Annotated in this window: 24 protein-coding genes and 2 pseudogenes; 15 read left to right on the forward strand and 11 right to left on the reverse strand. The window is 43.1% G+C overall.

Annotated features, from left to right (window positions below):
• Positions 1 to 40 precede the first annotated feature (40 nt).
• Genes LJF29_RS15885 through LJF29_RS15900 form a run of 4 tightly spaced genes read left to right on the forward strand, consistent with a single transcriptional unit; the run spans position 41 to position 3,004 of the window.
• Positions 41 to 1,021, forward strand: coding sequence for an alpha/beta fold hydrolase (locus tag LJF29_RS15885; protein ID WP_229149542.1), 981 nt, complete (start codon positions 41 to 43; stop codon positions 1,019 to 1,021).
• 13 nt (positions 1,022 to 1,034) lie between these two features.
• Positions 1,035 to 1,706, forward strand: a complete 672-nt coding sequence (locus LJF29_RS15890) for a response regulator transcription factor (protein WP_229149543.1) — start codon at positions 1,035 to 1,037, stop codon at positions 1,704 to 1,706.
• Positions 1,703 to 2,689, forward strand: coding sequence for a sensor histidine kinase (locus LJF29_RS15895; protein WP_229149557.1), 987 nt, complete (start codon positions 1,703 to 1,705; stop codon positions 2,687 to 2,689). The genes LJF29_RS15890 and LJF29_RS15895 overlap by 4 nt, the downstream gene beginning before the upstream one ends.
• Before the next feature lie 57 nt (positions 2,690 to 2,746).
• A complete protein-coding gene (locus LJF29_RS15900) occupies positions 2,747 to 3,004 on the forward strand; it encodes a hypothetical protein (protein ID WP_229149558.1) in 258 nt (85 codons plus the stop codon).
• Here LJF29_RS15900 and LJF29_RS15905 read toward each other — a convergent pair.
• Both LJF29_RS15905 and LJF29_RS15910 read right to left on the reverse strand, forming a co-directional pair.
• Positions 2,993 to 3,763 (reverse strand): serine/threonine protein kinase, encoded by a 771-nt coding sequence (locus LJF29_RS15905; RefSeq protein ID WP_229149559.1) that lies wholly within the window; start codon positions 3,761 to 3,763, stop codon positions 2,993 to 2,995. The two genes, LJF29_RS15900 and LJF29_RS15905, sit on opposite strands and share 12 nt — an antisense overlap.
• 133 nt (positions 3,764 to 3,896) lie before the next feature.
• Entirely contained in the window at positions 3,897 to 4,754 is an 858-nt protein-coding gene (locus tag LJF29_RS15910; protein ID WP_229149561.1) for a hypothetical protein, read from the reverse strand.
• Positions 4,755 to 4,883: 129 nt separating this feature from the next.
• On the opposite strand from LJF29_RS15910, the gene LJF29_RS15915 reads away from it, so the two are divergent.
• From LJF29_RS15915 to LJF29_RS15930, 4 genes are all read left to right on the forward strand, one after another.
• A complete protein-coding gene (locus LJF29_RS15915) occupies positions 4,884 to 6,059 on the forward strand; it encodes a DUF4885 domain-containing protein (RefSeq protein WP_010332839.1) in 1,176 nt (391 codons plus the stop codon).
• Between the two features lie 348 nt (positions 6,060 to 6,407).
• The gene (locus tag LJF29_RS15920; protein ID WP_229149563.1) at positions 6,408 to 7,796 is read left to right on the forward strand and encodes an amino acid permease; all 1,389 of its coding nucleotides are present in this window, start codon (positions 6,408 to 6,410) and stop codon (positions 7,794 to 7,796) included.
• Between the two features lie 111 nt (positions 7,797 to 7,907).
• A complete protein-coding gene (locus tag LJF29_RS15925; RefSeq protein WP_229149564.1) occupies positions 7,908 to 8,156 on the forward strand; it encodes a sigma-G-dependent sporulation-specific acid-soluble spore protein CsgA in 249 nt (82 codons plus the stop codon).
• A gap of 17 nt (positions 8,157 to 8,173) precedes the next feature.
• On the forward strand, positions 8,174 to 8,365 hold the full coding sequence (locus LJF29_RS15930) for a DUF5370 family protein (RefSeq protein ID WP_229149566.1): 192 nt from the start codon (positions 8,174 to 8,176) through the stop codon (positions 8,363 to 8,365).
• A 30-nt stretch (positions 8,366 to 8,395) separates the two neighbouring features.
• On the opposite strand, the pseudogene blaOXA reads toward LJF29_RS15930, so the two are convergent.
• Positions 8,396 to 9,205, reverse strand: a pseudogene (blaOXA, locus tag LJF29_RS15935) (class D beta-lactamase).
• Between the two features lie 159 nt (positions 9,206 to 9,364).
• On the opposite strand from blaOXA, the gene LJF29_RS15940 reads away from it, so the two are divergent.
• A complete protein-coding gene (locus LJF29_RS15940; RefSeq protein WP_229149578.1) occupies positions 9,365 to 10,618 on the forward strand; it encodes a cytochrome P450 in 1,254 nt (417 codons plus the stop codon).
• 40 nt (positions 10,619 to 10,658) lie between these two features.
• On the opposite strand, the gene LJF29_RS15945 is transcribed toward LJF29_RS15940, so the two are convergent.
• The gene (locus tag LJF29_RS15945) at positions 10,659 to 10,919 is read right to left on the reverse strand and encodes a hypothetical protein (protein WP_010332845.1); all 261 of its coding nucleotides are present in this window, start codon (positions 10,917 to 10,919) and stop codon (positions 10,659 to 10,661) included.
• 260 nt (positions 10,920 to 11,179) lie between these two features.
• Between LJF29_RS15945 and LJF29_RS15950 the strand changes: the two genes are divergently transcribed.
• On the forward strand, positions 11,180 to 12,799 hold the full coding sequence (locus LJF29_RS15950; protein ID WP_229149580.1) for an APC family permease: 1,620 nt from the start codon (positions 11,180 to 11,182) through the stop codon (positions 12,797 to 12,799).
• A gap of 212 nt (positions 12,800 to 13,011) precedes the next feature.
• Complete coding sequence (locus LJF29_RS15955) at positions 13,012 to 14,637, forward strand: Na/Pi cotransporter family protein (RefSeq protein WP_411802142.1); 1,626 nt, start codon at positions 13,012 to 13,014, stop codon at positions 14,635 to 14,637.
• A 19-nt stretch (positions 14,638 to 14,656) separates the two neighbouring features.
• On the opposite strand, the gene LJF29_RS15960 is transcribed toward LJF29_RS15955, so the two are convergent.
• Positions 14,657 to 15,556 carry a glycerophosphodiester phosphodiesterase gene (locus LJF29_RS15960; protein WP_229149583.1) on the reverse strand — a complete coding sequence of 300 codons (900 nt, stop codon included), beginning with the start codon at positions 15,554 to 15,556 and terminating at the stop codon, positions 14,657 to 14,659.
• Positions 15,557 to 15,654: 98 nt separating this feature from the next.
• Positions 15,655 to 16,989 (reverse strand): glycerol-3-phosphate transporter, encoded by a 1,335-nt coding sequence (gene glpT / locus LJF29_RS15965; RefSeq protein WP_010332849.1) that lies wholly within the window; start codon positions 16,987 to 16,989, stop codon positions 15,655 to 15,657.
• Between the two features lie 288 nt (positions 16,990 to 17,277).
• Here glpT and LJF29_RS15970 point away from each other — a divergent pair, with 288 nt between their 5' ends.
• From LJF29_RS15970 to LJF29_RS15980, 3 genes are all read left to right on the forward strand, one after another.
• Entirely contained in the window at positions 17,278 to 17,526 is a 249-nt protein-coding gene (locus tag LJF29_RS15970; protein WP_229149585.1) for a YbeF family protein, read from the forward strand.
• A 92-nt stretch (positions 17,527 to 17,618) separates the two neighbouring features.
• Complete coding sequence (locus LJF29_RS15975; RefSeq protein WP_229149587.1) at positions 17,619 to 18,536, forward strand: bifunctional helix-turn-helix transcriptional regulator/GNAT family N-acetyltransferase; 918 nt, start codon at positions 17,619 to 17,621, stop codon at positions 18,534 to 18,536.
• Complete coding sequence (locus LJF29_RS15980) at positions 18,533 to 19,786, forward strand: MFS transporter (RefSeq protein ID WP_229149727.1); 1,254 nt, start codon at positions 18,533 to 18,535, stop codon at positions 19,784 to 19,786. Before LJF29_RS15975 ends, LJF29_RS15980 begins: the two co-directional genes overlap by 4 nt.
• A 25-nt stretch (positions 19,787 to 19,811) precedes the next feature.
• On the opposite strand, the gene LJF29_RS15985 is transcribed toward LJF29_RS15980, so the two are convergent.
• The 5 genes and pseudogenes from LJF29_RS15985 to LJF29_RS16005 all read right to left on the reverse strand — a co-directional run bounded on the left by LJF29_RS15985 (position 19,812) and on the right by LJF29_RS16005 (position 22,973).
• Positions 19,812 to 20,237 (reverse strand): hypothetical protein, encoded by a 426-nt coding sequence (locus tag LJF29_RS15985; protein ID WP_229149589.1) that lies wholly within the window; start codon positions 20,235 to 20,237, stop codon positions 19,812 to 19,814.
• Positions 20,238 to 20,303: 66 nt separating this feature from the next.
• Positions 20,304 to 20,645 (reverse strand): annotated as a pseudogene (locus tag LJF29_RS15990) (hypothetical protein); the annotation flags it as partial.
• A 24-nt stretch (positions 20,646 to 20,669) separates the two neighbouring features.
• Positions 20,670 to 21,590, reverse strand: coding sequence for a DMT family transporter (locus LJF29_RS15995; RefSeq protein WP_229149590.1), 921 nt, complete (start codon positions 21,588 to 21,590; stop codon positions 20,670 to 20,672).
• Entirely contained in the window at positions 21,587 to 22,414 is an 828-nt protein-coding gene (locus LJF29_RS16000; protein WP_229149592.1) for an AraC family ligand binding domain-containing protein, read from the reverse strand. The genes LJF29_RS15995 and LJF29_RS16000 overlap by 4 nt, the downstream gene beginning before the upstream one ends.
• Before the next feature lie 292 nt (positions 22,415 to 22,706).
• On the reverse strand, positions 22,707 to 22,973 hold the full coding sequence (locus LJF29_RS16005) for an ADP-ribosylglycohydrolase family protein (protein ID WP_324255126.1): 267 nt from the start codon (positions 22,971 to 22,973) through the stop codon (positions 22,707 to 22,709).
• Here LJF29_RS16005 and LJF29_RS16010 point away from each other — a divergent pair.
• Positions 22,883 to 23,941: an iron-containing alcohol dehydrogenase family protein gene (locus LJF29_RS16010; RefSeq protein WP_229149594.1), complete on the forward strand. Its 1,059-nt coding sequence runs from the start codon at positions 22,883 to 22,885 to the stop codon at positions 23,939 to 23,941. The genes LJF29_RS16005 and LJF29_RS16010 overlap by 91 nt on opposite strands.
• Positions 23,942 to 23,944 lie beyond the last annotated feature (3 nt).

The following is a 23,944-nucleotide window of genomic DNA, read 5'->3' on the forward strand; positions in this document are numbered from 1 at the left end:
TATACCGTATCCTTTCGGTATCACGTGAAAGGAGCATCATATGAAAACATTATGGAAAGTCGTAAAAATCTTTTTTGGCGGCATAGGTGCATTGATTTTGCTTGGGGCTGTTTCCGTTTTTATCTACCACCATTACCAACTAAATAAGGAAGCAGCACTTCTTAAAGAAAAAGGCACAGTAGTCGATGTTGACGGTAAGAGAATGAATGTTTATCAAGAGGGAAGCGGGAAGGATACGTTTGTGTTTATGTCAGGTTCGGGGGTTGCTGCGCCTGCTTATGAGATGAAGGGGTTGTACAGCAAGTTTTCAAAAGAAAACAAGATTGCTGTAGTGAATCGTGCGGGCTATGGTTACAGCGATGTGTATGATGATGACAGAGATATTGATACAATATTGGAACAGACGAGAAAAGCGCTACTGCAAAGCGGGAATAAGCCTCCTTATATTTTAATGCCTCATTCCATATCAGGAATTGAAGCGATGTATTGGGCGCAGAAATATCCTAAGGAAATCAAGGCCATTATTGCGATGGACATTGGATTGCCTCAGCAGTATGTCACGTATAAATTGAGCGGGATTGACAGACTGAAAGTAAGGGGGTTCCATCTGTTAACGTCGATCGGTATTCATCGGTTTATGCCGTCTGCTGCCTATAATCCCGAGGTGATTCGGCAGTCGTTTTTAACTGATCATGAAAAAGAAATCTATAAAGCCATATCTTTTAAGCAATTTTTCAATGCTGATATGGCGCATGAGCTGTTACAGTCTTACCAAAACGGCAGGAAATCTGTGAATCTGCCGGTACCAAAAGAAACACCAATTTTATTTTTAGATGCCATTGCTGATCAATATAAAGACTCAAAATATACAAAACAGCAACGTAAAGATTATAAAGAACTTGCAGACCAATTAGAAGTATCAGAAGTGAGAGAGTTAAGGGGCACACACAGCATATATTTATACCAGCCTGATCAGATCTATCAGCTTTCTATGAAGTTTCTCAAACAAAAACTGAAATGAAAGGTTCGCTAAGATGAAGGGTTATCATATTTTAATCGTGGAAGACGATGTCATGATTGGTGATCTGCTGCAGAAGATTTTGCAGCGTGAGGGATACGATGTCAGCTGGAAAACGGACGGAGCGGATGTGCTTTCAGTCATTCAGAAGGCTGATTTGGTCATTATGGATATCATGCTGCCGGGTGAGGACGGGTATCAAATGTCTAAAAAAATAAAAGATGTAGGGTTAAATATTCCTATCATTTTTCTGTCCGCCCGCAATGATATGGACAGCAAGCTTCAAGGATTAAAAATCGGCGAGGATTATATGGTAAAACCTTTTGATCCGAGAGAGCTGCTGCTGAGAATGAAGAATATGCTTGAGCATCATTATGGCACCTTTACGAGAATTAAACATTTGCATATTGATGCAGACACCAAAAAGGTATTCAATGGAGATTTGCATCATGAAGTGCTGTTTACCGCGATTGAGCGGAAAATATTCTTCTATCTGTACGAAAACAAAAACAGTATCTTAACGAAGGAACATTTCTTTGCCTATCTATGGCAGCTTGAAGACAGAAACCCGAATATCGTGAATGTGCACATTAAAAAAATCAGAGCGAAAATTAATGATGTAGCGGGTGAGATCATTGAAAATATCTATGGAGAAGGGTATCGGCTGAATACCGTTGTGAAGAAATGAAGCTAAAGACAAAATATCAGTTGTTATTATGTACGGCCGTCATTAGTGTTCCGGTACTGTTGCTGGCGGTTAGCATTTTGATGTCGGTGATTTATGACAGCATGTTTAAACCGATCAATCATGGCATGCCTTTTCACAGGTCTTTTGCGTATCCGGCAATGCTGGCCGTATTTTTATTATCACTTTTTTTGTTAGCTTTTTTATTTTCAAAATCAATTCATTCTCTGCTGCGTAAAATCAATCTATTGAATCAAACCATTCGGCGTTTAGCGGGCGATAAAAAGATCCCCAATAAACTGGAAGTTAAAAACGATGATGAAATTGGCGAATTGATTAAGTCGGTTAACTTGTTAATTGAACGGACAACGTACCGGGAACTGGAACTAAGTCAGCGAGAGGACATGAAAAAGGAGCTGATGCAAAAACTAAGGCATGATATTAATACACCTTTAACAGCTCTCAGGCTGCAGTTATTTTATTTGGAGAGCCAGTGCCAGGATCAAACTGCATTTGAATCTTTGTACCAGCAAATTGAATATATTGCGGAATTAACGAATGACTTGAATCTATTTTCCACTGAAACGTTAGAGAGTTCATATATTATAAATGAAGAAGTACGAATAAACGATCTATTAGAAACAGCGGTGAAAAAGTGGGATTATTTATACAGTGTGAATGGGATTGAATTGCACTATAAGCCAACAGATCAAGATGTGATATGGATAAGCAACGGTTTATGGATGCAGAGACTGTTCGATAACATTTTTCAAAATACGCTAAAGCATTCGAAAGCTGAAAAGCTGGAAGTCAAGATAGAAAACGGCGCTGTTTCGATTCGCGATGATGGCATTGGATTTGACAGAGAACAAGACAGTGACGGGCTTGGGCTGAAGATTATTGAGGATGTATGCCGGCTGCTTCGTATTACCTATGTGCTGCAGACAAATGAAAATGGTACTGCGTTTTTGTTTTCAAAAAAGTGATCCTGCTATGTTTTTCTTTCTATCAGAGAATTATATATAATAGGAAGCAGAAAAGGGGTGAACAGCATATGTTTAAAAAAATCATCAAAACAATCAAGTACCTCTCAAGCAGCTCGAGTGATCGCCATCGGAGACACCGGCACTACAGCAGCAGCCGGCGCCGGCATTACCGCAGCTACAGCAGCAGCTCTGGCAGAAGAAGACATTACGATCGTTATGGCGGCAGTCACCGCTACAAACGCCGTAGCTACAGCAGCAGTTAATTCAAAAAAGTTCTTGTTCCGCATTGGGACAAGGGTTTTTTTATGTCACTGATTGAATCGCGCGGTTCAGGTCTTCGCGAATAGAAGCGGTGTGCTGATATTCTTCCTCAATGCCCAATAATTTTTTCAGCAGCAGGGTTACTTCTTTTGTCAGCGTTAATTCCTCCAGCCAAGTGGCGTTTTTCTTCTTTTTCCCTTTATATTGAGAGTACAGCAGGAACAACAGGGTTTCACCGAGGTCGAAGAAGTCATCCCGTTTTCTGAGCTTTAATTCCTCATCTTCTTCACGAGACAACTGTTTAGCAAGGCCGAAATCGATGAGGCATACGTTACCGTGATTCATCATAATGTTTGGCGTTCTGATGTCACTGTGAAAAATAAGACGTTCATGCAGGTATTCTACAATGTCCAGCAGCTGAGACATCAGCTGTAATGCCATCAGCTCTGTAAACGGCTGTTTTTGAAAAAATAACAATTCCTCTATATTATCGCCCTCGATCATCTGCATGACATAGTAGGCTTGTCCGTCTATGATGAAGTCTTCTATATAGGCCGGGATTTGCGGGTGGCTGATGCGTTTGAGCAGACCAATTTCCTGCTGAAATCGGACTCTTTCCTTTTGTTTTTTGGCTTTTGTCGGACGGAGCTGTTTTAAAACGTACGGTGTTTGCGTAAGGACATCGGTGCACACATAAACCAAGCCGTAGCCGCCCATGCCGAGGCATTCTTCGATTTTGTATTGGTTGTTCAGTATGACGCCGTCCTTCAGAGGGCGGTCAAATAATAGCTTTTTTAACTGTTTTAATGCCATTCGCGCTGCACTTCCCTTAGTTGTACTGATGATAGTTTATCAAAACAATTGCATCTTGGGCTAAGTCTATTCTATGGAAGCTTAGCATAAAAAAAGAGCCGGATCATGGAATCTGAGCCAGCTCAGTATGACATTAAAACTGCTTTGTGACATCGTATTGATAATCTATTTTTGCCTTTACATTACTCATCGTTGATTTCGCAGTCGCTAATGTATTGTATTTAAAACTCCATACCTTTGCCGCACTGAGTTGGTCTGTTAAGGATATATCATATGATCCCGAAGTTGAGCTATTCACAAGAGCACGGCGCCATTCGCTGTTTTCACTCGTCATGATGATATGTCGTGTATTTCCCTGGCTTGGTGTTTGAGTAGCGGTTGTTTGGACTCTTGTTACAGTGGCATCACGAGGAATTCCTGATTGGTTTGTTAAGTCAAGCTTGATGACGCTGGAGTCAGAACCTGAGGGGCTAAGGCTTGTATTTCCTTTATTTTCAGCCACGCCGCTGAATTGGAACGTTCCGCTGCCGGATTTGATCCGGTCTTCAATTGAAAGTGTGAAATACATGTTTCCAGTATAGGTGCCGCGGGACACTTTTACATAGAATGTATCAGTGGTGTTTTGGGCGTCGGCATTTGCATAAATAAAAGAAGAAAATGTATTAGGATTAATGACTTCTGTGCCTTGCGAAACAGGTACTCTGTTCTTATCGTAAATTTCGATTTTCATCCCTGTGTACGCACTCTGGTATGTACTTCTTACGTATAATTTTTCTCCCTTATTGGCTGTAAATGTGAAATAGGCTTCATCTTGTCCGGCTTCCAGTATCGTTGTGTCTATATTCTTATATTTCCAATATCCGATTGGGGCTGCTGTATCAAATGAATTGTTCCCTGTAATGGCATTGATTCCGGCTGCGGAAGCAGAATAAGTACAAGTAAATAGAACTGACAGCATGATAGCGAATTGAATGATCCATTTTTTAGTCATGAGAAAACCTCCTTTTTTTTCCATCATACATAATAAAGTTTAAAGTGTAAATAAATGTTTTAAGAGGTTAATATATACAAGGGATTTGCCGATAAATAGAGAAGAGAGAATTATTCAGGAGGGAATCGAATGCGTCTGAATCGTCAATATATCCGCACCCAGCTCATGGCACAGAATATCACGAAAAAGGTTTCGGCTGATAAAGGCAGGAGTACATCTGCAGAGGTGCTGGAAAAGGCATACAGCCGGCTTGAGACACGGCCCTCTGAGAAGGGAATCGATCAGCTCAATTACTCAAAAACCAGTGTAGCGGGGAACAACGGGACTTTCAGCAAAGTGTTTCAATCAGCAAATGACCGAACAGTGACAGACACAGGGGAAGAAACTGTGATTCGATCCAATAATCCTTATGAATCTGAGAGCGATATCCGAATCAAAATTCTAGATGAAAAGTACAGCCGAATGAATGCGATAAACAAAACGAAGTCCGATCCTTTAGGTTATATAAAGGATAAGTATCAAAATTCGAAGTCTCCTTATTTCAGAAGTGATCTGTCAGCTGCAGAAAGACAGGCTGCTTACGATAATGAAACAGAATGGCTATTCAAAGGAAAGGCGCAAAACTATAATCTCCAGGATGCAGCGTTTCGCAATCTTACGTTTAATGGGGAAGCGGAATCGGAGAATGCAAAGGTGTTCCAGCGAAGCCAGGTTAACCAACAGCTTCAAGTGCTCCTGAATCGGAACCATATTCAAATCCCGGCGGGTACAGAACTTACGTTTACCATTACACCCATCGATTATAAGGTAAAGGTGAGCGGAACAGACGACAAGGAGCTCATCGGTCAAATTGAGCGATTGCTGCAATCTGGAGACAACAGCAAAGAGCTGTTTGTACATATCATGAAAAGCCAGGCCCGTGATTCATCACAATATTCCGAAGCGGCGTATCAAAAGTATCAAGCAGTTCGTGAGATGTACGAAGTCACAGGCTACCATTTGAAGGATTTAGAAGTTGTCGACGGCCGATACATCACACCTGACGGACGAGATCTATTAGAGGTATATAAAGAAAAACTTGAGAATGATCCTATGCAAAAACAAACTGCTTCCTATGCTATATCTCACTATGGATCACAGCTCAGTAAAATGGCGGAAATCGGGTATGATGCCATCCCTGATTTCATACTGTCAATTGGCTACATCAATGGGTCTTTGAGAGATCTGGGGCAAAGCAAGGGCTATGGGACAGGTGATACGGAGTGGCTAGAAACATTAAAACGCCAAACTGGCGTAAATTATTAGGTAAGCTGTTCATCGTGAACAGCTTATTTTTTTATGCCCATCTCATGAAAGCAGCTGTATCATATATCGTTTTCATATTGTTCTGATTTCATTATATTCATATAAAAGATTTTAATTGAAGTGATAGATCAAACCCATTGAATGAAAGTGTTTACCCGAAAAAAACAATTGTATTTTCCAGAGAAATTTATTATGATGAAATAAGTAATTTTGGAGATTATCTAACAATTTTATGATTGAATTTTCTGATATTTGTAGCTTCATACGAAATGAAGAACGTTTTGAAGGCTGATCGGCCTTTATGCTATTTCGGTTGAGCTGTATTCGTTTTTAAGAGGAGGAAGCGGAGTGGAAAATAAAGAATTGAAGAGGGGCTTGAGCGCCCGTCATATTCAGATGATTGCCTTGGGCGGTACGATCGGTGTTGGTTTATTTATGGGTTCTGCCAGCACGATTTCATGGACTGGCCCGTCTGTCCTTCTGGCTTATGCGATTTGCGGAATTTTTATCTTTTTTATCATGCGTGCAATGGGTGAAATGCTGTATGTGGAACCAAGTACCGGTTCTTTTGCAACATTTGGCCATCAATACATTCATCCCCTTGCTGGTTACATGACGGCGTGGAGCAACTGGTTCCAGTGGGTGATCGTCGGCATGTCAGAAATTATCGCAGTCGGTTCTTATATGAAATATTGGTTCCCGGATTTGCCTGCTTGGATACCTGGTATCGTAGCTATGGCAATTCTTGGTGCAGCGAACTTAATTTCTGTTAAGTCGTTTGGTGAGTTTGAATTTTGGTTTGCGATGATTAAAATTGTGACGATTATCTTAATGATTATCGCGGGATTAGGAATTATTTTCTTCGGCTTTGGCAATGGCGGAGATGCTATCGGTTTGTCTAACCTATGGTCTCACGGCGGCTTCTTTGCGGGCGGTTTCTCAGGATTTTTCTTTGCATTGTCTCTGGTTATAGCGGCTTATCAAGGGGTTGAGCTGATCGGGATTACTGCCGGAGAAGCAAAGGACCCGCAAAACACGCTGCGCAACGCGATTCAAAGCATTATCTGGCGCATTTTGATTTTCTATATTGGTGCTATTTTTGTGATCGTGACGGTATATCCTTGGGATGAGCTGAATGCACTTGGAAGCCCGTTTGTGTCTACGTTTTCTAAAGTTGGAATTACGGCAGCGGCCGGCATTATTAACTTTGTCGTTATCACGGCGGCGATGTCAGGCTGCAACAGCGGGATTTTCAGCGCGGGACGTATGCTTTATACATTAGGTGTCAATGGACAGGCACCGAAATTCTTTGCGAAGATTTCTCGAAATGGTGTGCCGCTGTATGGCACAATCGCAGTGCTGATCGGATTAGCTGTCGGCGTTGTGCTGAACTATGTTGCGCCGCCGAAGATCTTCGTATATGTATACAGCGCAAGCGTGCTGCCGGGGATGATCCCTTGGTTTATCATTTTGATCAGCCACCTCGGGTTCAGAAAAGCGAAGGGCGCTGCGTTAGATAAACATCCGTTCAAAATGCCGTTTGCACCTTACACAAATTATTTGACAATTGCTTTCTTGCTGATGGTTCTTGTCGGCATGTGGTTTAATAATGATACTCGGATATCTTTAATTGTAGGGGTTATTTTCTTAGCTCTTGTGGTCATCAGTTATTATGCTTTTGGAATTGGCAAGCGCGTGCAGGCGGACGTTACAAAAAGAAATCAAGCAGCTGAATAATACAGGAAAAAGAGACATTGACTGATGTCTCTTTTTTCATTTTTTGCGTATGAATTTTTCTCATTTCAGCAACCTATAGGATAAAGAACGCAAAGGAAAGGTGCTTATATCATGGATGTTACACTCGGTTATTTGCGGGAGTCACTTTCAAATCATCTTGAAAATGAAGTCTGTCTGCGGATTTGCAAGAAGATGCTGGCGCAGCGGTATGCCAATGAAGAGGAGTTTGTAAAGGATTTGGATGACGATGAGATGTCATATTTGAATCAGGTGCTGGAAAAGGAGATTAAGTATGCCCAAGACGAACAGGATCAAAAACGGGCCAAGGAATTAAATGAGGTGTATGAATTACTGCTTTGAGAAAGGCGGGAATGAAATTGGGTGCGATTGAACGAAGCGGATATATGTTTCAGCCGGAATTTAGTGTCGTCCGGCAAAATGGGGCGATCCACGTGTATCGTCATGGAGAATTTGTTGAAGAAATTGAATTCGAGTTTAACGGTGATTACCCGGATCATGATTTAATTGAAGAGCTTGTGAATCATTATTGCTTTGAGAATGACATTTAAGAGCCCTGTGCGTTTGCAGGGCTCATTCATTTATGAAGTGATCAGGCCATATTTTTTTAGAAGATCAATTGTGATGTTTTTGGCTGTTGTACCGGAGTCATCAACATTGGTGACAAACGTATAGGAACCGTGCTCTGTTTTGATGAATCCGACAAACCACCCTAATCCCATGTCTGTCAGGCGAGTTCCGGTTTTGCCGTAAAGCGTATAATGATCTCCTTCTTCTTGAATCATCATGCGTTTGACGGTTTTCATGACTGTTTTGTCAAACGGGAGCTTCTCTTTGTAGAGCTTCTCCATAAAGGCTTCTTGTTCCAACGGAGAAATAGTCAGAGAGCTTTGCAGCCAAAACTGGTCGATTCCGCCGCTGATATCTTCGTTTCCGTATGACAGGGTATGAAGCCAGTTTTTCATTCTTTCCTCGCCGATGTCCTTCGCTAATGCCTGGTAATACCAGATGGCAGATTCCCGCATGGCTGAGCCAAGCGTATGGTCGCGGTTTCATGATTCGAATTCGCGTTTGACGCCATCCCAGCGTTTGACATCATATTCATCCCGGACAGCTTTCACCTGCAAGCCGATTAAGGCATTGGTCACTTTAAAGGTAGATTGCGGAGTTTGTCTTTTGTTGGCCCGTTTCTTGTTGTAGACAAATGTCTGATCCTTTTCTAAATCATGAAGGATAAAGGTTCCGTCAGTATCCTTGAACTCCTTATCCACATTCATTCGGCTTACATTCAGGTGCTTTTTTGTTTCATTGGCGGGCGCTTTTGCATGGAGGGACAAACCTCCTGAACCGGCAATGACCAGCACAAGAAAAGCATATATCCATTTCTTCATTTTGATCTCCCCTTTGTTTTGATCATCTATCTTTTCTCCATTTCTGTGTTTCTACCTTTAAAAGTAATGAAAAAATGCTTGGAAGCAAATACTGTCATTGGGTTTATCTTCGTGAGATAAAGTGAAAACAGAAGTAAAAAAGGAAGGCAGGGTTGCGGGATGAATGAGCAGATTCCACATGACAAAAGCCTCGATAACAGTGTGGCTTTGATGCGGGAAGGATATTTGTTTATCAAGAATAGAAAAGAACATTACCATTCGGATTTGTTTCAGGCACGCTTGCTTGGAAAAACATTTATTTGTATGAGCGGGGCGGAGGCTGCGAAGGTATTTTATGATACTGAACGGTTTCAGCGGCAGGGTGCTCTCCCGAAACGAGTGCAGAAATCGCTGTTTGGCGTCAATGCGATCCAGACAATGGATGGCGACGCTCATATCCATCGAAAGCTGCTTTTTCTGTCATTGATGACACCTCCGCATCAAAAACGGCTGGCTGATCTGATGAAAGAGCAGTGGGAAGCGGCTGTAACAAGATGGGAAATGGCGGATCAGGTGGTGTTGTTTGATGAAGCAAAAGAAATCTTATGCCGAGTGGCCTGCTATTGGGCGGGTGTTCCGCTGAAGGAAACGGAAGTGAAAGAGAGAGCGGACGATTTCATTGATATGGTAGACGCGTTTGGTGCAGTGGGGCCGCGGCATTGGAAGGGAAGAAGGGCAAGACCTCGGACGGAAGAGTGGATTGAAAAATTGATAGAAGATGTCCGCGGCGGCAGGCTGAAAACAGAACATGGATCAGCGCTGCATGAAATGGCTTTTTATACGCAAGAGAATGGGAGCCGGCTTGATGCCCGCATGGCAGCCATCGAGCTCATTAATGTGCTGCGTCCGATTATAGCGATTGCTTACTTTATCTCGTTTTCAGCGTTGGCGCTGGATGAACACCCAAAGTATAAGGAATGGCTTCGTTCTGGAGGCAGTCAGGAAAGAGAAATGTTTGTGCAAGAGGTGCGCAGATTTTATCCCTTTGGCCCGTTTTTAGGAGCCGTTGTCAAAAAGGATTTTATATGGAATGACTGTGAGTTTAAGAAGGGGGCATCAGTGCTGCTTGATGTGTATGGAACGAATCATGATCCCCGTATGTGGAACAATCCTGATGAATTCCGGCCTGAGCGTTTTAAAGAGCGGGAGGAAAATCCGTTTGATTTCATCCCTCAAGGCGGGGGCAACGCGGAGAAGGGCCATCGCTGTCCGGGGGAAGGGATTACCATTGAAGTGATGAAAGCGAGCCTGGATTTTCTCGTGAATCAGGTTGAATATGACGTGCCAAAACAATCGCTGCATTACAGTCTTGCCAGAATGCCGTCAATGCCTGAAAGCGGATTTGTGATGAGCGGCATTAGACGGAAAAGGTAAATATAAAAGCTCTCTTCCTTTTCGAAGAGAGCTTTTTTGATTACTTCTTTTTTTCATCGTAGTATTGAACAGGGTACATGGAGCCTTCGGATACCATTTTGTTGTCCTCAATGTCATGCGGGTGCGGGTGACCGGCCTTATCGACTGGGAACGTTTCCATGTCTGGTTGTTTTGTTAACTTCATTTTCATGCTGTGAATGAATTCTCTTGCCTTTTGGCGGTTTGACGGGTCTTTTAATAGATAAGAAGTGATGCCGACAGTTGAAACAGCGAGACCGGAAAATAACAGCTTTTGTTTCATGGTAATAACTCCTTTCTATTTTAAAAGTAATGTTTCCTGTATCATTCCCGTTTTGCTTAAGGCTAAACCTCTGTGTATTTTATCAACAGTACATTTTATTTTAGGTGAAGCTAGTTACTTCATTCCTATATTGGAAGGCACTATACATTGATTTTATATTATTTTAGTTAAAATTCGATAAATATTGACAAAGTGAAGTAATCAGAATAATAATATAACTTAGCAACAGAATGTCATCATACATGAAAGGTGTTTACGATATGAATCAGTTACATCGAAGAATGGGGACGTTTGCCCTTATGATGGTCGGGCTCGGGTCGATGATCGGGTCAGGCTGGTTATTTGGGGCGTGGCGCGCTGCCCAAATTGCGGGGCCGGCTGCCATTATTTCATGGGTTATCGGCATGATCGTTATTTTATTTATTGCTCTTTCTTATAGTGAATTAGGTTCTATGTTCCCTGAGGCAGGGGGAATGGTAAAATATACGCAATATTCACACGGTTCGTTTATCGGATTTATTGCAGGCTGGGCCAACTGGATTGCGATTGTATCCGTTATTCCTGTTGAAGCTGTGGCCTCCGTTCAATATATGAGTTCATGGCCATGGGAATGGGCGAAATGGACAAGCGGTTTGGTGAAAAACGGAACGCTGACAGGAGAAGGATTGGTGTTTGCTTCTGTTTTGCTTCTGATTTATTTTCTGCTGAACTACTGGACAGTCAATTTGTTTTCGAAAGCGAATTCATTAATTACAATTTTTAAAATCATTATTCCAGGCCTGACAATTGGCGCTTTGCTGTTTGTCGGATTTCATGGAGAAAACTTTACAGCGGGCCAGAGCATTGCACCGAATGGCTGGGCAAGTGTTCTGACTGCGGTTGCGACTTCCGGTATCGTGTTTGCGTTTAACGGATTTCAAAGCCCGATCAATATGGCGGGAGAAGCCAAAAATCCCGGGAAATCGATTCCAATTGCAGTTGTCGGTTCTCTGTTAGTTGCGACAGTCATTTATGTGCTGCTGCAGATTGCTTTCATCGGAGCGGTGAATCCGTCTGATATCGCTCACGGCTGGAGCCATCTTAATTTTAATTCTCCTTTTGCTGATTTGGCGATTGCATTAAATATTAACTGGCTTGTCATCGTATTATATGCGGATGCTTTTGTGTCACCTTCCGGAACTGGTATTACGTATACGGCGACGACTTCCCGCATGATTTACGGAATGGAGAAGAACAAATACATGCCGAGCGTGTTTGGCAAGCTTCATCCGATTTACGGCGTTCCGCGCCAAGCGATGTTTTTTAACTTGATTGTTTCGTTTATCTTTTTGTTCCTGTTCAGAGGGTGGGGTGTATTAGCGGAAATTATTTCTGTAGCCACATTAATTTCTTATATTACAGGCCCGGTTACAGTGATGACATTGAGACGGACAGGGAAGGATTTGTACAGGCCTCTTCGTTTAAAAGGCTTAAGCGTAATTGCACCGCTTGGATTTATCTTTGCGTCGCTTGTGCTGTATTGGGCGCGCTGGCCGTTAACAGGGCAGGTTCTGTTTATTATTTTGATCGGACTTCCGATTTATTTCTATTATCAGGCTAAGGCGAAATGGAAAGGATTTGGCCAAAACGTTAAAGCTGGCATATGGATGGTGTTTTACCTGCTTGTCATGATGATGATTTCCTATTTGGGCAGTGACAAATTCGGCGGTCTAAACGTCATTACGTATGGCTGGGATATGGCCTTGATTGCCTTTGTATCGCTCGGTTTCTATGTGTGGGCGCTGAAGAGCGGATTTAAGACAGAGTATTTGAAAGATGCGAAGGAGATTAATAGCCAGCTGATAAGCGCACAGTCAGAAGCTGCTGCGGGAAAAGAATAAATGGAGAAAACCTTGTGCTGAGAGCACAAGGTTTTTTTAGTCAACAAGTCATGGTTATCGTGAAATATTACACCAATGTAAATGCGGTTGGGGTCCTTCTTACTCATTGTTAAGTTATTGTAAAATTGTCTGGCGACTTGTTTACAATCATATGAACTTGAAACATAATCGAAGAGAGTTTGCTGAATAATGTCTAAATAGAGGTGAACATGTTGGGGATTGACTTACAAACATTACTGTTCGAATTTCTGGGAGGCCTTGGTATTTTCCTGATTGGGATTAAGTTCATGGGAGACGGGCTTCAGAAATCGGCTGGAGATAGACTAAGAAATATTTTAGACCGCTTTACAAGCAATCCGCTAATGGGCGTGTTAGCGGGTTTGATTGTGACGGTTTTGATACAAAGCAGCTCTGGAACGACGGTTATTACCGTTGGACTTGTGAGCGCAGGTTTTATGACACTGCGGCAGGCGATTGGGGTCATTATGGGCGCCAATATTGGTACAACGGTTACCGCTTTTATTATCGGAATCGATATAGGGGCCTATGCGTTGCCGATTATTGCTGTCGGCGGATTTTTATTGTTTTTCTTTAAGCATAAAAATGTGCAAAATGTGGGCCAGATTGTGTTTGGGTTTGGGGCCTTATTTTATGGATTGGAGTTAATGAGCGGCGGCATGAAACCGCTTCGTTCCCTCGAGGCCTTTCATGATTTAACAGTCAATATGAGTTCAAATCCGGTTCTCGGTGTCGTCATCGGCACTTTGTTTACGGTTCTCGTGCAAAGCTCCAGTGCCACTATCGGTATTCTGCAAGGTTTATTCGCAGATGGTCTGATTGATATTAACGGCGCGCTGCCAGTGTTATTCGGGGACAATATCGGGACGACGATCACCGCGGTGCTTGCGTCTCTTGGAGCATCTGTTGCAGCGAGACGTGCTGCGGCTACTCATGTACTGTTCAATCTAATCGGGACAACCATTTTCATGATTTTGCTCAAGCCGTTTACAGCTTTGATCTTATGGCTCCAGGCTTCGATGGGACTTGATCCTAAAATGACGATTGCATTTGCTCACGGAATCTTTAATACGTCAAATACGATCATACAGCTACCTTTTGTCGGGCTATTGGCTTTGATTGTGACAAAATTGATTCCGGGCAAGGATTCAATGATGGAATACAAGTCGCATCTTGATCCGATTTTTATTGAGCAGTCTCCATCTATTGCTCTCGGACAAGCGAAGGAAGAAGTGCTGCAAATGGGGAACTTTGCGGTTCAGGGGCTGGAAGTCACAAAACAATTCTTAGTGACAAAACAGACAAAATACGCGGCAAATGCTTATCAGTTAGAGGATGCGGTCAACAATCTCGACCGGAAAATTACCGATTATTTGATTGAGCTTTCATCGAGCTCCCTCTCAGATCATGAATCTGAGGAGCATCATATGCTGATGGATACTGTCAGAGATATTGAAAGAATCGGCGATCATTTTGAAAATGTAATTGAATTGATTGAGTATCAGCAGGCACACCGTGTCGTTATTACCGAATCAGCCATGACGGATTTAACGGACATGATGGATTTAACAATTTCCACTGTGAAGGCATCAATGGAGGCTCTGCACCACAATGATGAACAAACTGCTGCTCATGTCATTGAAAAAGAAGATGAAATTGACAAGATGGAACGAAAGCTTCGCAAAAAGCATATTATCCGTCTAAATGAAGGACTGTGTACAGGGCAAGCGGGTATCGTATTTGTTGATATGATCAGTAACCTGGAGCGTATCGGCGATCATGCGGTAAATATTGCGCAGGCTGTACTTGAGGGAAAATGATGAGAAAAAGCTTTGAATCCTAGGATTCAAAGCTTTTTTTGTAGTCTTTTTTCACATGATGAAATACATCCGGATAGTTGGTAAACACGCCGGTAACTCCCCAGTTGAGCAGGCGGCGCATATCTGCTTCTGTATTGACTGTGTAAGGATGCAAAATCAGACCGTGGCTGCGAATCATGCGGACATTTTCTGCATTCAATGCTTTATAATCCGGACCCGCGCCGACAGCGTAGGTTTTGATTTCCTCCAGAGCAGCATCTGTCATGGAAGCCATTTGTTTTGCTTCCAACAATTGAACAGTCGGCAGGTTAGGCTGTAATTGATGAATTTTTAACAGGCTTTCTTTGCTGAACGATTGGATGATGACTTGCCCGCGCTTTGACTGCTTGCTTAACAGTTTATGCTTCTGTAAGGAAGCGATCAGTTTTTCCTCCATGCCTGGATAGGTGTCAGGCGATTTTGTTTCAATGTAATAGTTAGCATGTTTGCCAAAACGATTTAATACCTCTTCTAATGTAGGAACTTTAAGGCCGGCATACTGCGGCTTTGCTTTTGCCGGATAAGCTTCATTAAACCAAGAGCCGGCATCAAGTTTCTTAATCTCCGCGAGCGTATGATCCTTCACCCAGCCCGTTCCGTTTGTGGTGCGGTCCAGTTTTTCATCGTGCATGACAATGAGTTTCCCGTCTTTTGTCATCTGTAAATCCAGCTCAATATAATCGGCTTTCATTTTCTGAGCGGTTTCGTAGGACAGAATGGTGTGCTCAGGCACATATCCGGAAGCCCCTCTGTGCGCGACTGTCAGGATCCGGTCAGGAGACAGCAGGTTTCCTTTTGAGGCTGCCGAAACTGGTGTAACCATAAACGACAGCAAACCAAAAGATAGCAGAACCAAAGCTAGTAATCTATTGTTTCGCATCTTTTCTTCCTCCTTATGAACAAGCAGTAACAGCTTTTATGTTAGATAACGGATGTAAATGGCGTGTTGGGAAAATATTAATCTTTTATAATCTTTTCTTAAGCATGCTCCGCTCGTTTTCCCGTATTCCATGTCAAAGCCAAGAACACGATAGCCAGTATACAAGATGAGATCAGCATGATGAAGCCGCCGTTCCAATCAAATCTGTCAACGACAAGTCCCATAATGGCGTTTGCGAAAGCAGATCCGCCGATGTATCCGAAAAACCCGGTCAATCCAGCCGCCGTTCCGGCTGCTTTCTTCGGTGCGAGGTCAATGGCTTGCAGACCGATGAGCATCACAGGACCATAAATTAAAAAGCCGATGCTGATCAGAGCAATGTTGTCTACCAGCGGATGGCCGGCCGGATTCAGCCAGTACACCAATACGGCAATGAAAACACCCGCCATAAACAGAACGCCTGCCGGTGCACGGCGGCTCTTGAAGAAGCGGTCGCTGATCCAGCCGCACAGGATCGTTCCTGGTATGCCGGCGTATTCGTAAAGAAAATACGACCACCGGGAGTCTTCCGGAGAGAACCCTTTGGCTTCTGTTAAGTAAGTAGGCGCCCAGTCCACTACGCCGTATCGCACAAAGTAAACAAATACGTTTGCAAATGCGATGTACCAAAGAAACTTATTATTAAGTACATATTGAAAGAGGATTTCTTTTGTCGTTAATTCTTTTTCTTGATCTTTGAAAGCGTGTTTTGGATAGTCGTTCCGGTACTCTTCAATTGGCGGAAGTCCGCAAGATTGAGGGGTATCCCGCACCAAAAGGACAATTAAAAATGAAATCAGTATTGCAATAATGGCAGGGAAGAAAAACACGCTTTTCCAAGTGACAAACATAGCAATTCCAAGAGTGACAAGCGGAGCCAGAATTCCCCCGCCAATGTTGTGAGCGACATTCCAAATCGACATCTTCGTGCCGCGTTCACTTATAGAAAACCAATGGGCCATTGTTCTCCCGCATGGAGGCCAGCCCATCCCTTGGAACCATCCATTGATAAACATAAAAATAAACATGATGGTGACGCTTGAAGTTACCCAAGGCATAGAAACAAAAAGAATATTAACGATTGCAGATAAAAATAGGCCTGTCGCGAGAAAATACCTCGGGTTGCAGCGATCGGACACCATGCCCATAATAAATTTACTGAAGCCGTACGCAATGGATACCGCGGCCAGCACCAATCCAAGCTCGGTTTTTGAAAACCCCTGTTCCTGCAGATAAGGAATGGCAAAGGCAAAGTTTTTCCGCAGCAGGTAATAACCTGCGTAGCCGATAAAAATACCTATGAATACTTGCAGCCTTAGCCGTTTATAAGCCGCATCCGTCTTTGAATCATCCAGTCTCTCAATGTGAGGAGCCGGTTTAAATAGGTGAAACATCAAATCATCCCCTTTGCTGTTTGTGTTGGATGTGTGACGTGCCTCCTTTCTGACAAACAAAAAGAGCCAGAAAACACCCCTTGTCAAAAGGGGGGGATTCCTGGCTCTCCTCATCTCCATCCAAGCTATTAACTTATTATGATAGCGCTTTCTTAAACTATCATAGTCTGGAGTGAATGTAAACGGGTAATTTTAAATGGAGTGAAAAAAGTAAATATTATCCTTTTAATCATTGAGGTTATGTTTTTTTACAAGTAGCATAAAAATCTGGGAGGAGGCTGTTGCCAGGTGGATGAATTAGATATCGCATTCGGCATTTTACCGTTAGCGGTTATTGTGTTATCGGTCGCCGGGACTTATGTTTGTAAAAACGTGTATATGATGCCGTTGATTAGTCTGATTATTTCTCTCGTGCTTACGTTTACGATTTTTAATCAATCATTTTTGGGATGGGCCGTTGTCTATAGTTTGTTTTCGCTAATTTTATCGTATATTACATTGATGGTGGTGAGGAAGAGGAAGGCATCTGGAAAATAAAATCTCGCCTCGCTTTTTGATATATCGTTGACTATAGCAACTATATATGATTATAATTGCTTTAATCAACGATATAGAAAGTGGGGATGAGTTTGAAAATCAATGAATCAGCTGTGGGATTAAAATTCAGAAAGTTCAATCGATTTTACACGAATGTTCTTGGCTTCCTTAACGAACACATTTATGACAGCCCGTTTTCCTTAACGGAGACACGGATTCTATTTGAGATTTACAATACGCCGAATTGTACGGCGAAAGATCTTCAGGATAAGCTTGGGCTTGACCGGGGATATGTCAGCAGAATGCTAAAACAGTTTGAAAAAGAAGATTTGATTTATAAAGAGAAGAGCAAAGCTGATGCCCGCCACCATTATATATATGTGACGGAAACGGGGGAAACCATTTATAAAAAGCTTGAGAAGAAAGCAAATGAACAGGTTGAGCTGATGTTAAAGGAAATCGATGACGAAGAGCAGCACAAGCTTGCGACAGCTATGGAGGAGATTGAAGCCATATTGTCTCAGTCGCTCTCATCCAAGACATCGGGTATTTCAATCAGAGATTATTATCTATCGGATGACATTCACCTTCTCATCGAAAAGCAAAGGCAATTTTATGCAGAAGCTCATGGCTGGGATAATACATTTTTAGCTTATCTCCATGAGACATTTGACGCGGAAATTGAAAAGATATGGATCGCGGAAAGCGGCGGAAAATTTGCAGGCTGTGTCGGATTGGTCAAACAAGATAAAAAGACGGTGCAGCTGAGATGGTTCTTGGTTGATGCCGCTTTTCGGGGCAGAGGGCTGGGCACACAACTGCTTGAGCATCTCGTTACATATAGCAGAGAGATGAAGTTTGAACGGATTTATCTTTGGACAGTGAGCAGTATGGCTGAAGCCCGTCCGCTTTACGAGAAATTTGGATTCAGACTGAGTGAAGTGAAAGAAGAAACGCCATTATGGGGACAGCATCTGACAGAAGAGCGGTGGGATTTAGAGCTGTCATGAAAAGACTCCACTATGCTTGGATCATTGTTTTTATCACCTTTTTGATTTTACTGGCCGTACAAGGTGTGCGCCTGTCGTTTGGTGCGTTTGTCGAGCCTTGGGAGCGGGAGTTTTCGCTGGATAGGGGCACCATCTCGCTGATTTCAACGCTGAGCTTTGTCGTTTACGGGATATCCCAGCCTGTGATCGGGCGGCTTGTGGACAGATGGGGCGCGCGGGCGGTTTTATCATGGAGCACGTTACTGACCGGGATCAGCATTTTCTCGACATGTTTTATCACTTCACCGTGGCATCTCTTTCTGCTTTACGGGTTGGGGGTGTCACTCGGAGTTGGCGGAGCATCGAATGTAGCAACAAGTGTGCTGGTGGTGAATTGGTTTAGCAAAAAGCGCGGACTTGCCTTTGGAATCATGGAAGCGGGCTTTGGAGCGGGGCAAATGCTGCTGGTTCCCGGCTCGCTTATGCTGATCCATTGGTTTAGCTGGAAGCTGACGGTTGTGGCATTGGGGTTGCTGTTAATGGTCATTGTCCTTCCGGCAGCCCTTTTATTGCTGCGAAATCATCCTTCAGAGAAAAATGAAGAGCCGATCGGCGGGACTGCTGAGGAGGAGGTAGAAACAGGATTAAAAACCAAAGCAGGCTCAGTAACTGCGATGTTTCGTATGAGGCAGTTTTGGCTGTTGATCCTTCCGTTTTTAATCTGCGGCTTTACGACCGTCGGGCTGATGGATACCCATTTAATTCCCTTTTCTCATGATCACGGTTTTTCTACAACTGTTACGAGCGCCGCTGTCAGCCTGCTGGCCGGTTTTAATATCGCTGGTATCTTACTGTCCGGAATCGTAGCGGATCGGTGGAGCAGCCGGAAAATCCTGTGTTTTTTATATGCGGTGCGCGCGCTGTCGATTGTGATTCTGATTTACAGCCACGAACCCTACTTGCTTTTAGCTTTTGCGATTCTGTTTGGATTAGTGGACTTCGCCACGGTAGCGCCGACTCAAATGCTCGCGACCCAATACTTTCAAAACTACTCGATCGGCCTCATGATCGGCTGGCTGTCGCTTGCCCATCAAATTGGCTCTGCCCTCGGAGCATATGTGCCCGGCGTCATCTATACGGTAACGGGTGAGTATACACTGGCTTTTTATTTGTCGATTGGGATGCTTGTGCTGGCGAGTGTGATGAACGTGATGCTGAGGGAGCCCGCGGCGGTCACGCGTGATAGTGCGGCTGTGACGGAGAAGGTGTAAGTGAGAAAAGCATCTCTGGCTAGGATTATTCAGAGATGCTTTTTTTGTATTTTTGTTCTAATACGAAGTCGATCATACCGACAATGCGGGTGTTTACGGATTTTTGTTTGAAGTTTTGGGAGATTTGAATGGCTTTTGCGTTTTTAAAACAAGAGGCTAGCCAAATAAAACCGACAATAACAAAAAATAGTCTGGCAAATAAACTCCATTCATGTGGTAATTCATTCGTTGTAAAATATAAAAATAGAGTAACTAATGTGCCGTAGATTACTGTTTTTATACTATGTATAAGAGTCAGCTGGGGCTCGCTAAAGAATACTTTTAGCTGATTCAGCATGATAGAATCCTGTTTGTTTAGAAAAGCCAGGATTTCTTTATCATTTTCCTTGTACTGTGTAATTGTTCCGGCTGTTTTTACGGTTTCTTTAAATGTTTGTTGATTTAGTGTCATCCAGTATCCTCCTTAAAAGTAAAGCACTACATGAGAAATGATATAGACCCATGTAGTGCTGATATATTATTTATTTGCAGAAGGGAATAAAGCTAAAAACGCACTTATAAAAGCTACGGCTCCTCCTACTGCTAAGGTTTCAGGTATAGCTGTTATCAAGACAGCAACTCCTAATACAGCAGCTGCTCCAAATGTTATAGAAAGAGTAGATTCCCAGTCTGTCGGGTATACTTCCTCAGTATCTGATAAAGTAAAATACTTCTATTTTATTTTAATCGTAATCGTAGTCGTAAGTCCAGTTGTAGTACTGTCACCTACTGGAATATCAGGCGTATAGATTTTAACTACAATATTTAACGATTGAGCAGTTAGATTTACATAAACCTCCAAATAACCATTACGTACTGACTAGAGATGTTTGTGTTTGCACCGTTAAGCATCCATATTACATCCGTTCTCCATCAGCTTCGCTTTCGGTTTCAGCTCTGAAATGTAAAGTCCTAACAGTGTAAGCGCCCCTCCCAGAAGAGCAATCCATGTCATTTTTTCCTGCAGAATCAAGATGGAAGAGATGATTGTGATAACCGGCACCATGTAAATATAAGCGCTGGATTTCACGGCGCCGAGCACGCCGACCGAGTAATTCCATGTGGCAAAGCATAAGGCGGAAGCGCCGATGCCGAGGTAAAGCATGTTGAGTACATTTGAAGCGGTTGTAAAGCGGCTCGGGTCAAGATGGAAGTCAAACAAGAATAAAGCGGGAATCATAAACAGCAAACCGTACAAAAATACTCTTTGTGTCAGCTCGATGATGTGATAACGGTGAGCGCTTAATTTCTTCATAAATATCGAATAAAATCCAAACACGAGAGCGGCTGCGGCGGCTAAGATGTCTCCGAGCGGCTTCAGGTGAAGCACGACATTACCGTTGAAAGTAATCAATAAAAGCCCAATCAGCGCTGCAGCGAATCCGATGAAAAAAGTCAGCTGCAGTTTTTCCCCTTCAAGCAGAAAATGAGCCAGAACCGCAGTGATCATCGGAATAATGGACACAATCATGCCAACATTGGATGCGTATGTATACGTGAGCGCTATATTTTCTAATAGAAAGTATAAGGACACGCCAAATAAACCTGCTCCGGCGAACAACAGCTCCTGCCGCCAGCTTTTGAACGGAATCATTTTAGGACGTACAAGGATCAGAGCAATAAAGCCGATCAAAAACCGATAAAATAATATTTCCATCGGAGTAAAGTCAGCCAGCAGAACTTTTGTCGAAACAAAGGTCGTACCCCAAATCAAAATGGTCACAATTGCCGCTGTATGGCCGGCAGTTTCTCGTTGAATGATCATTTTTGAAACTCCCTTTCGAAAATCTTCATGTATTGCTTCGGCGTCAGCCCCACCTGACGTTTGAAAAACTTCGTCATATGGCTCTGATCGCTGAATCCTGTCTGAAATGCAGCATCAATCGGTCTAACCCCTTGTTCAAGGAGTTTTTTTGCTTGATTAATACGGATTGTCTCCAGGTAGCTATTAGGCGTAATTCCTTTTTGTTTTGTAAATGAACGCAATAAATGATATTTGCTCCAGCCTGTTAGTTCACTCAAATCATTCAGCGTGACGTTCTCGGCATAATGTTCTTCTAGAAATCCGCAAACCATTTTGACTTCGTCGGATGGTTCAGGAATGCTGTTGAGGAACGTAACGTCTGAATAACGGCGGATCAGCTCTTCCAGTAAATGAAGAAACAGCTCCTCCTTGCGCAAAGCCTGCTTTTCCTTGGAAATCAGAATGTGCAATTCCTGCAGACTGGATGTCAGCTCATGGCGGAATAACACATGATGGGAGAAATAAGGGAGATGCCCGGCGCCAGTAATCTCTTCCACCGCCCTCTCCATGACATCCGGCATCACATTGATACACCGATAATCGAGCGTGCGCCCGTCAATCTGCTCACAGCTGTGCGTGTCACGGGGGTTAAAGAGAAGAAGATCACCTGGATTGATGATATATTCTTGATTTTGACAGGCCAGGTACCGCTGCCCTTTTTCAATAAAACCAATCACATAATAATCGTGAAAGTGATTCGGGAATTTTTGCATAATCCCCTTGAAGCGGTAGGCTTCTATATTAAGGTGCGGGTCAAGGTGCAGTGTTCGGGTTTCGTTTTGCATGGGATGCCTCCTGTCGGTGTGGTGGTCTTGGGTTAAGTGTAGCATGATTTTTGGGGATTTCTTGTACGATGTTGCTGTAGGAAAAGGAGTAAGCAGACCGTTACTGGTCTGCTTTAACAATATATAGAGTATTGTATTTTTCTTATCCTATTCCAACTAATGGCATTATCTATTTTAAGATTTTTAGAGATTTCATACTCCTCAATAATAGCTTTATTTTCACAATACTCGTAGAAATTTTTTTATTAACTTATCGATATCTTGTTTACGAATACTTTTTTCTAACCATTCTTCAGGGATTCCACATCTTATAATAAATCCCTGCTATTGAACCTGTTATTAATGCTACGGTATCAGTATCTTTTCCTAAGTTTGCTGCTAGTTGGCGGGTGGTTTGCGGGGAAAGCGAATTGACATCATTTGAAGGAGAGTGAGATGATTGATGAAAAAACGGAGGAGAGATGAGAGGTGCAGCCAGAAGATATTGTCCGAAGCGGTCCGAATCAATACATATGCAAACAAGGAATGGTAAAAGAGCTGCCGGTACTTGTGGAGGAATGGAAGCATCCTGTTGTTGTAACGGGCATTAAGTCGTATGAGGCATTTCAAACGTATGCTGCGATTCCGCCGGAGTGGAGAGTAATTCATCATAAAGGGTACAGCTCGCCTGAAGCAATAAGGGAGATTGCGGAACAAGCGGCATCTGCTGATCTCATTATTGGGATTGGCGGCGGAACAGTGTTAGACACCGCAAAAGCTGTCGCAGATCGTTTGGATATTGAAGTCATAACTGTTCCGACAATCCCGGGAACTTGCGCGGCAAGCACGCCGCTGAGTGTGATCTATGATCAAGAAGGCAACTTTATCCGAGTCGATTATCATAAACGTTCCAGCTATTTGACACTCGTTGATCCGTTATTGCTGCTTTCTTCTCCGATTGAGTATGTTAAAAGCGGAATTGGCGACACGCTTGCGAAGTGGTATGAAGCGGAAGCGATTATCAGAAATACGAAGGAGCCTGTTTCATTAATGGTCCAAGCGGGGCTTAGGCAGTCTGTCTATATTCGTGATCTTTTGCTGCAAGAAAGCCTTAAGGCTGTTGAAAGCCTTGAGAAAGGGGAAGCCTCGGCTTCTTTCACAGCTGTAGCAGAAACCATTATTACTTTGGCGGGGACTGTAGGCGGTTATGCCGGACGCTTCGGCAGGATGGCGGGTGCCCATGCGGTTCACAACGGTCTGAGTTTTATACCGGAAACCCATCATGTACTGCACGGACAAAAGGTGGCGTACGGCATACTGATTCAGCTTGCGCTTGAGAAGAGAAATGAGGAAATTGAAGAACTGATTCCGTTTTATCAGCAGCTTGGCTTCCCGGTGAAACTGAGTGATTTAGGCATCTATAAGAATCAAGAGCATGCGAAGAAAGTTGTTGCGGCTCACGCGTGCAAGCCGGAAGAATCGTTATGTTTAATGGGTTCTTATCGTGAAGCGGATGTTGTGGCGGCAATCAATGTATTGGAATCATAAGCT

The organism is Bacillus sp. LBG-1-113 (assembly GCF_020708615.1).
Lineage (GTDB): Bacteria > Bacillota > Bacilli > Bacillales > Bacillaceae > Bacillus > Bacillus mojavensis.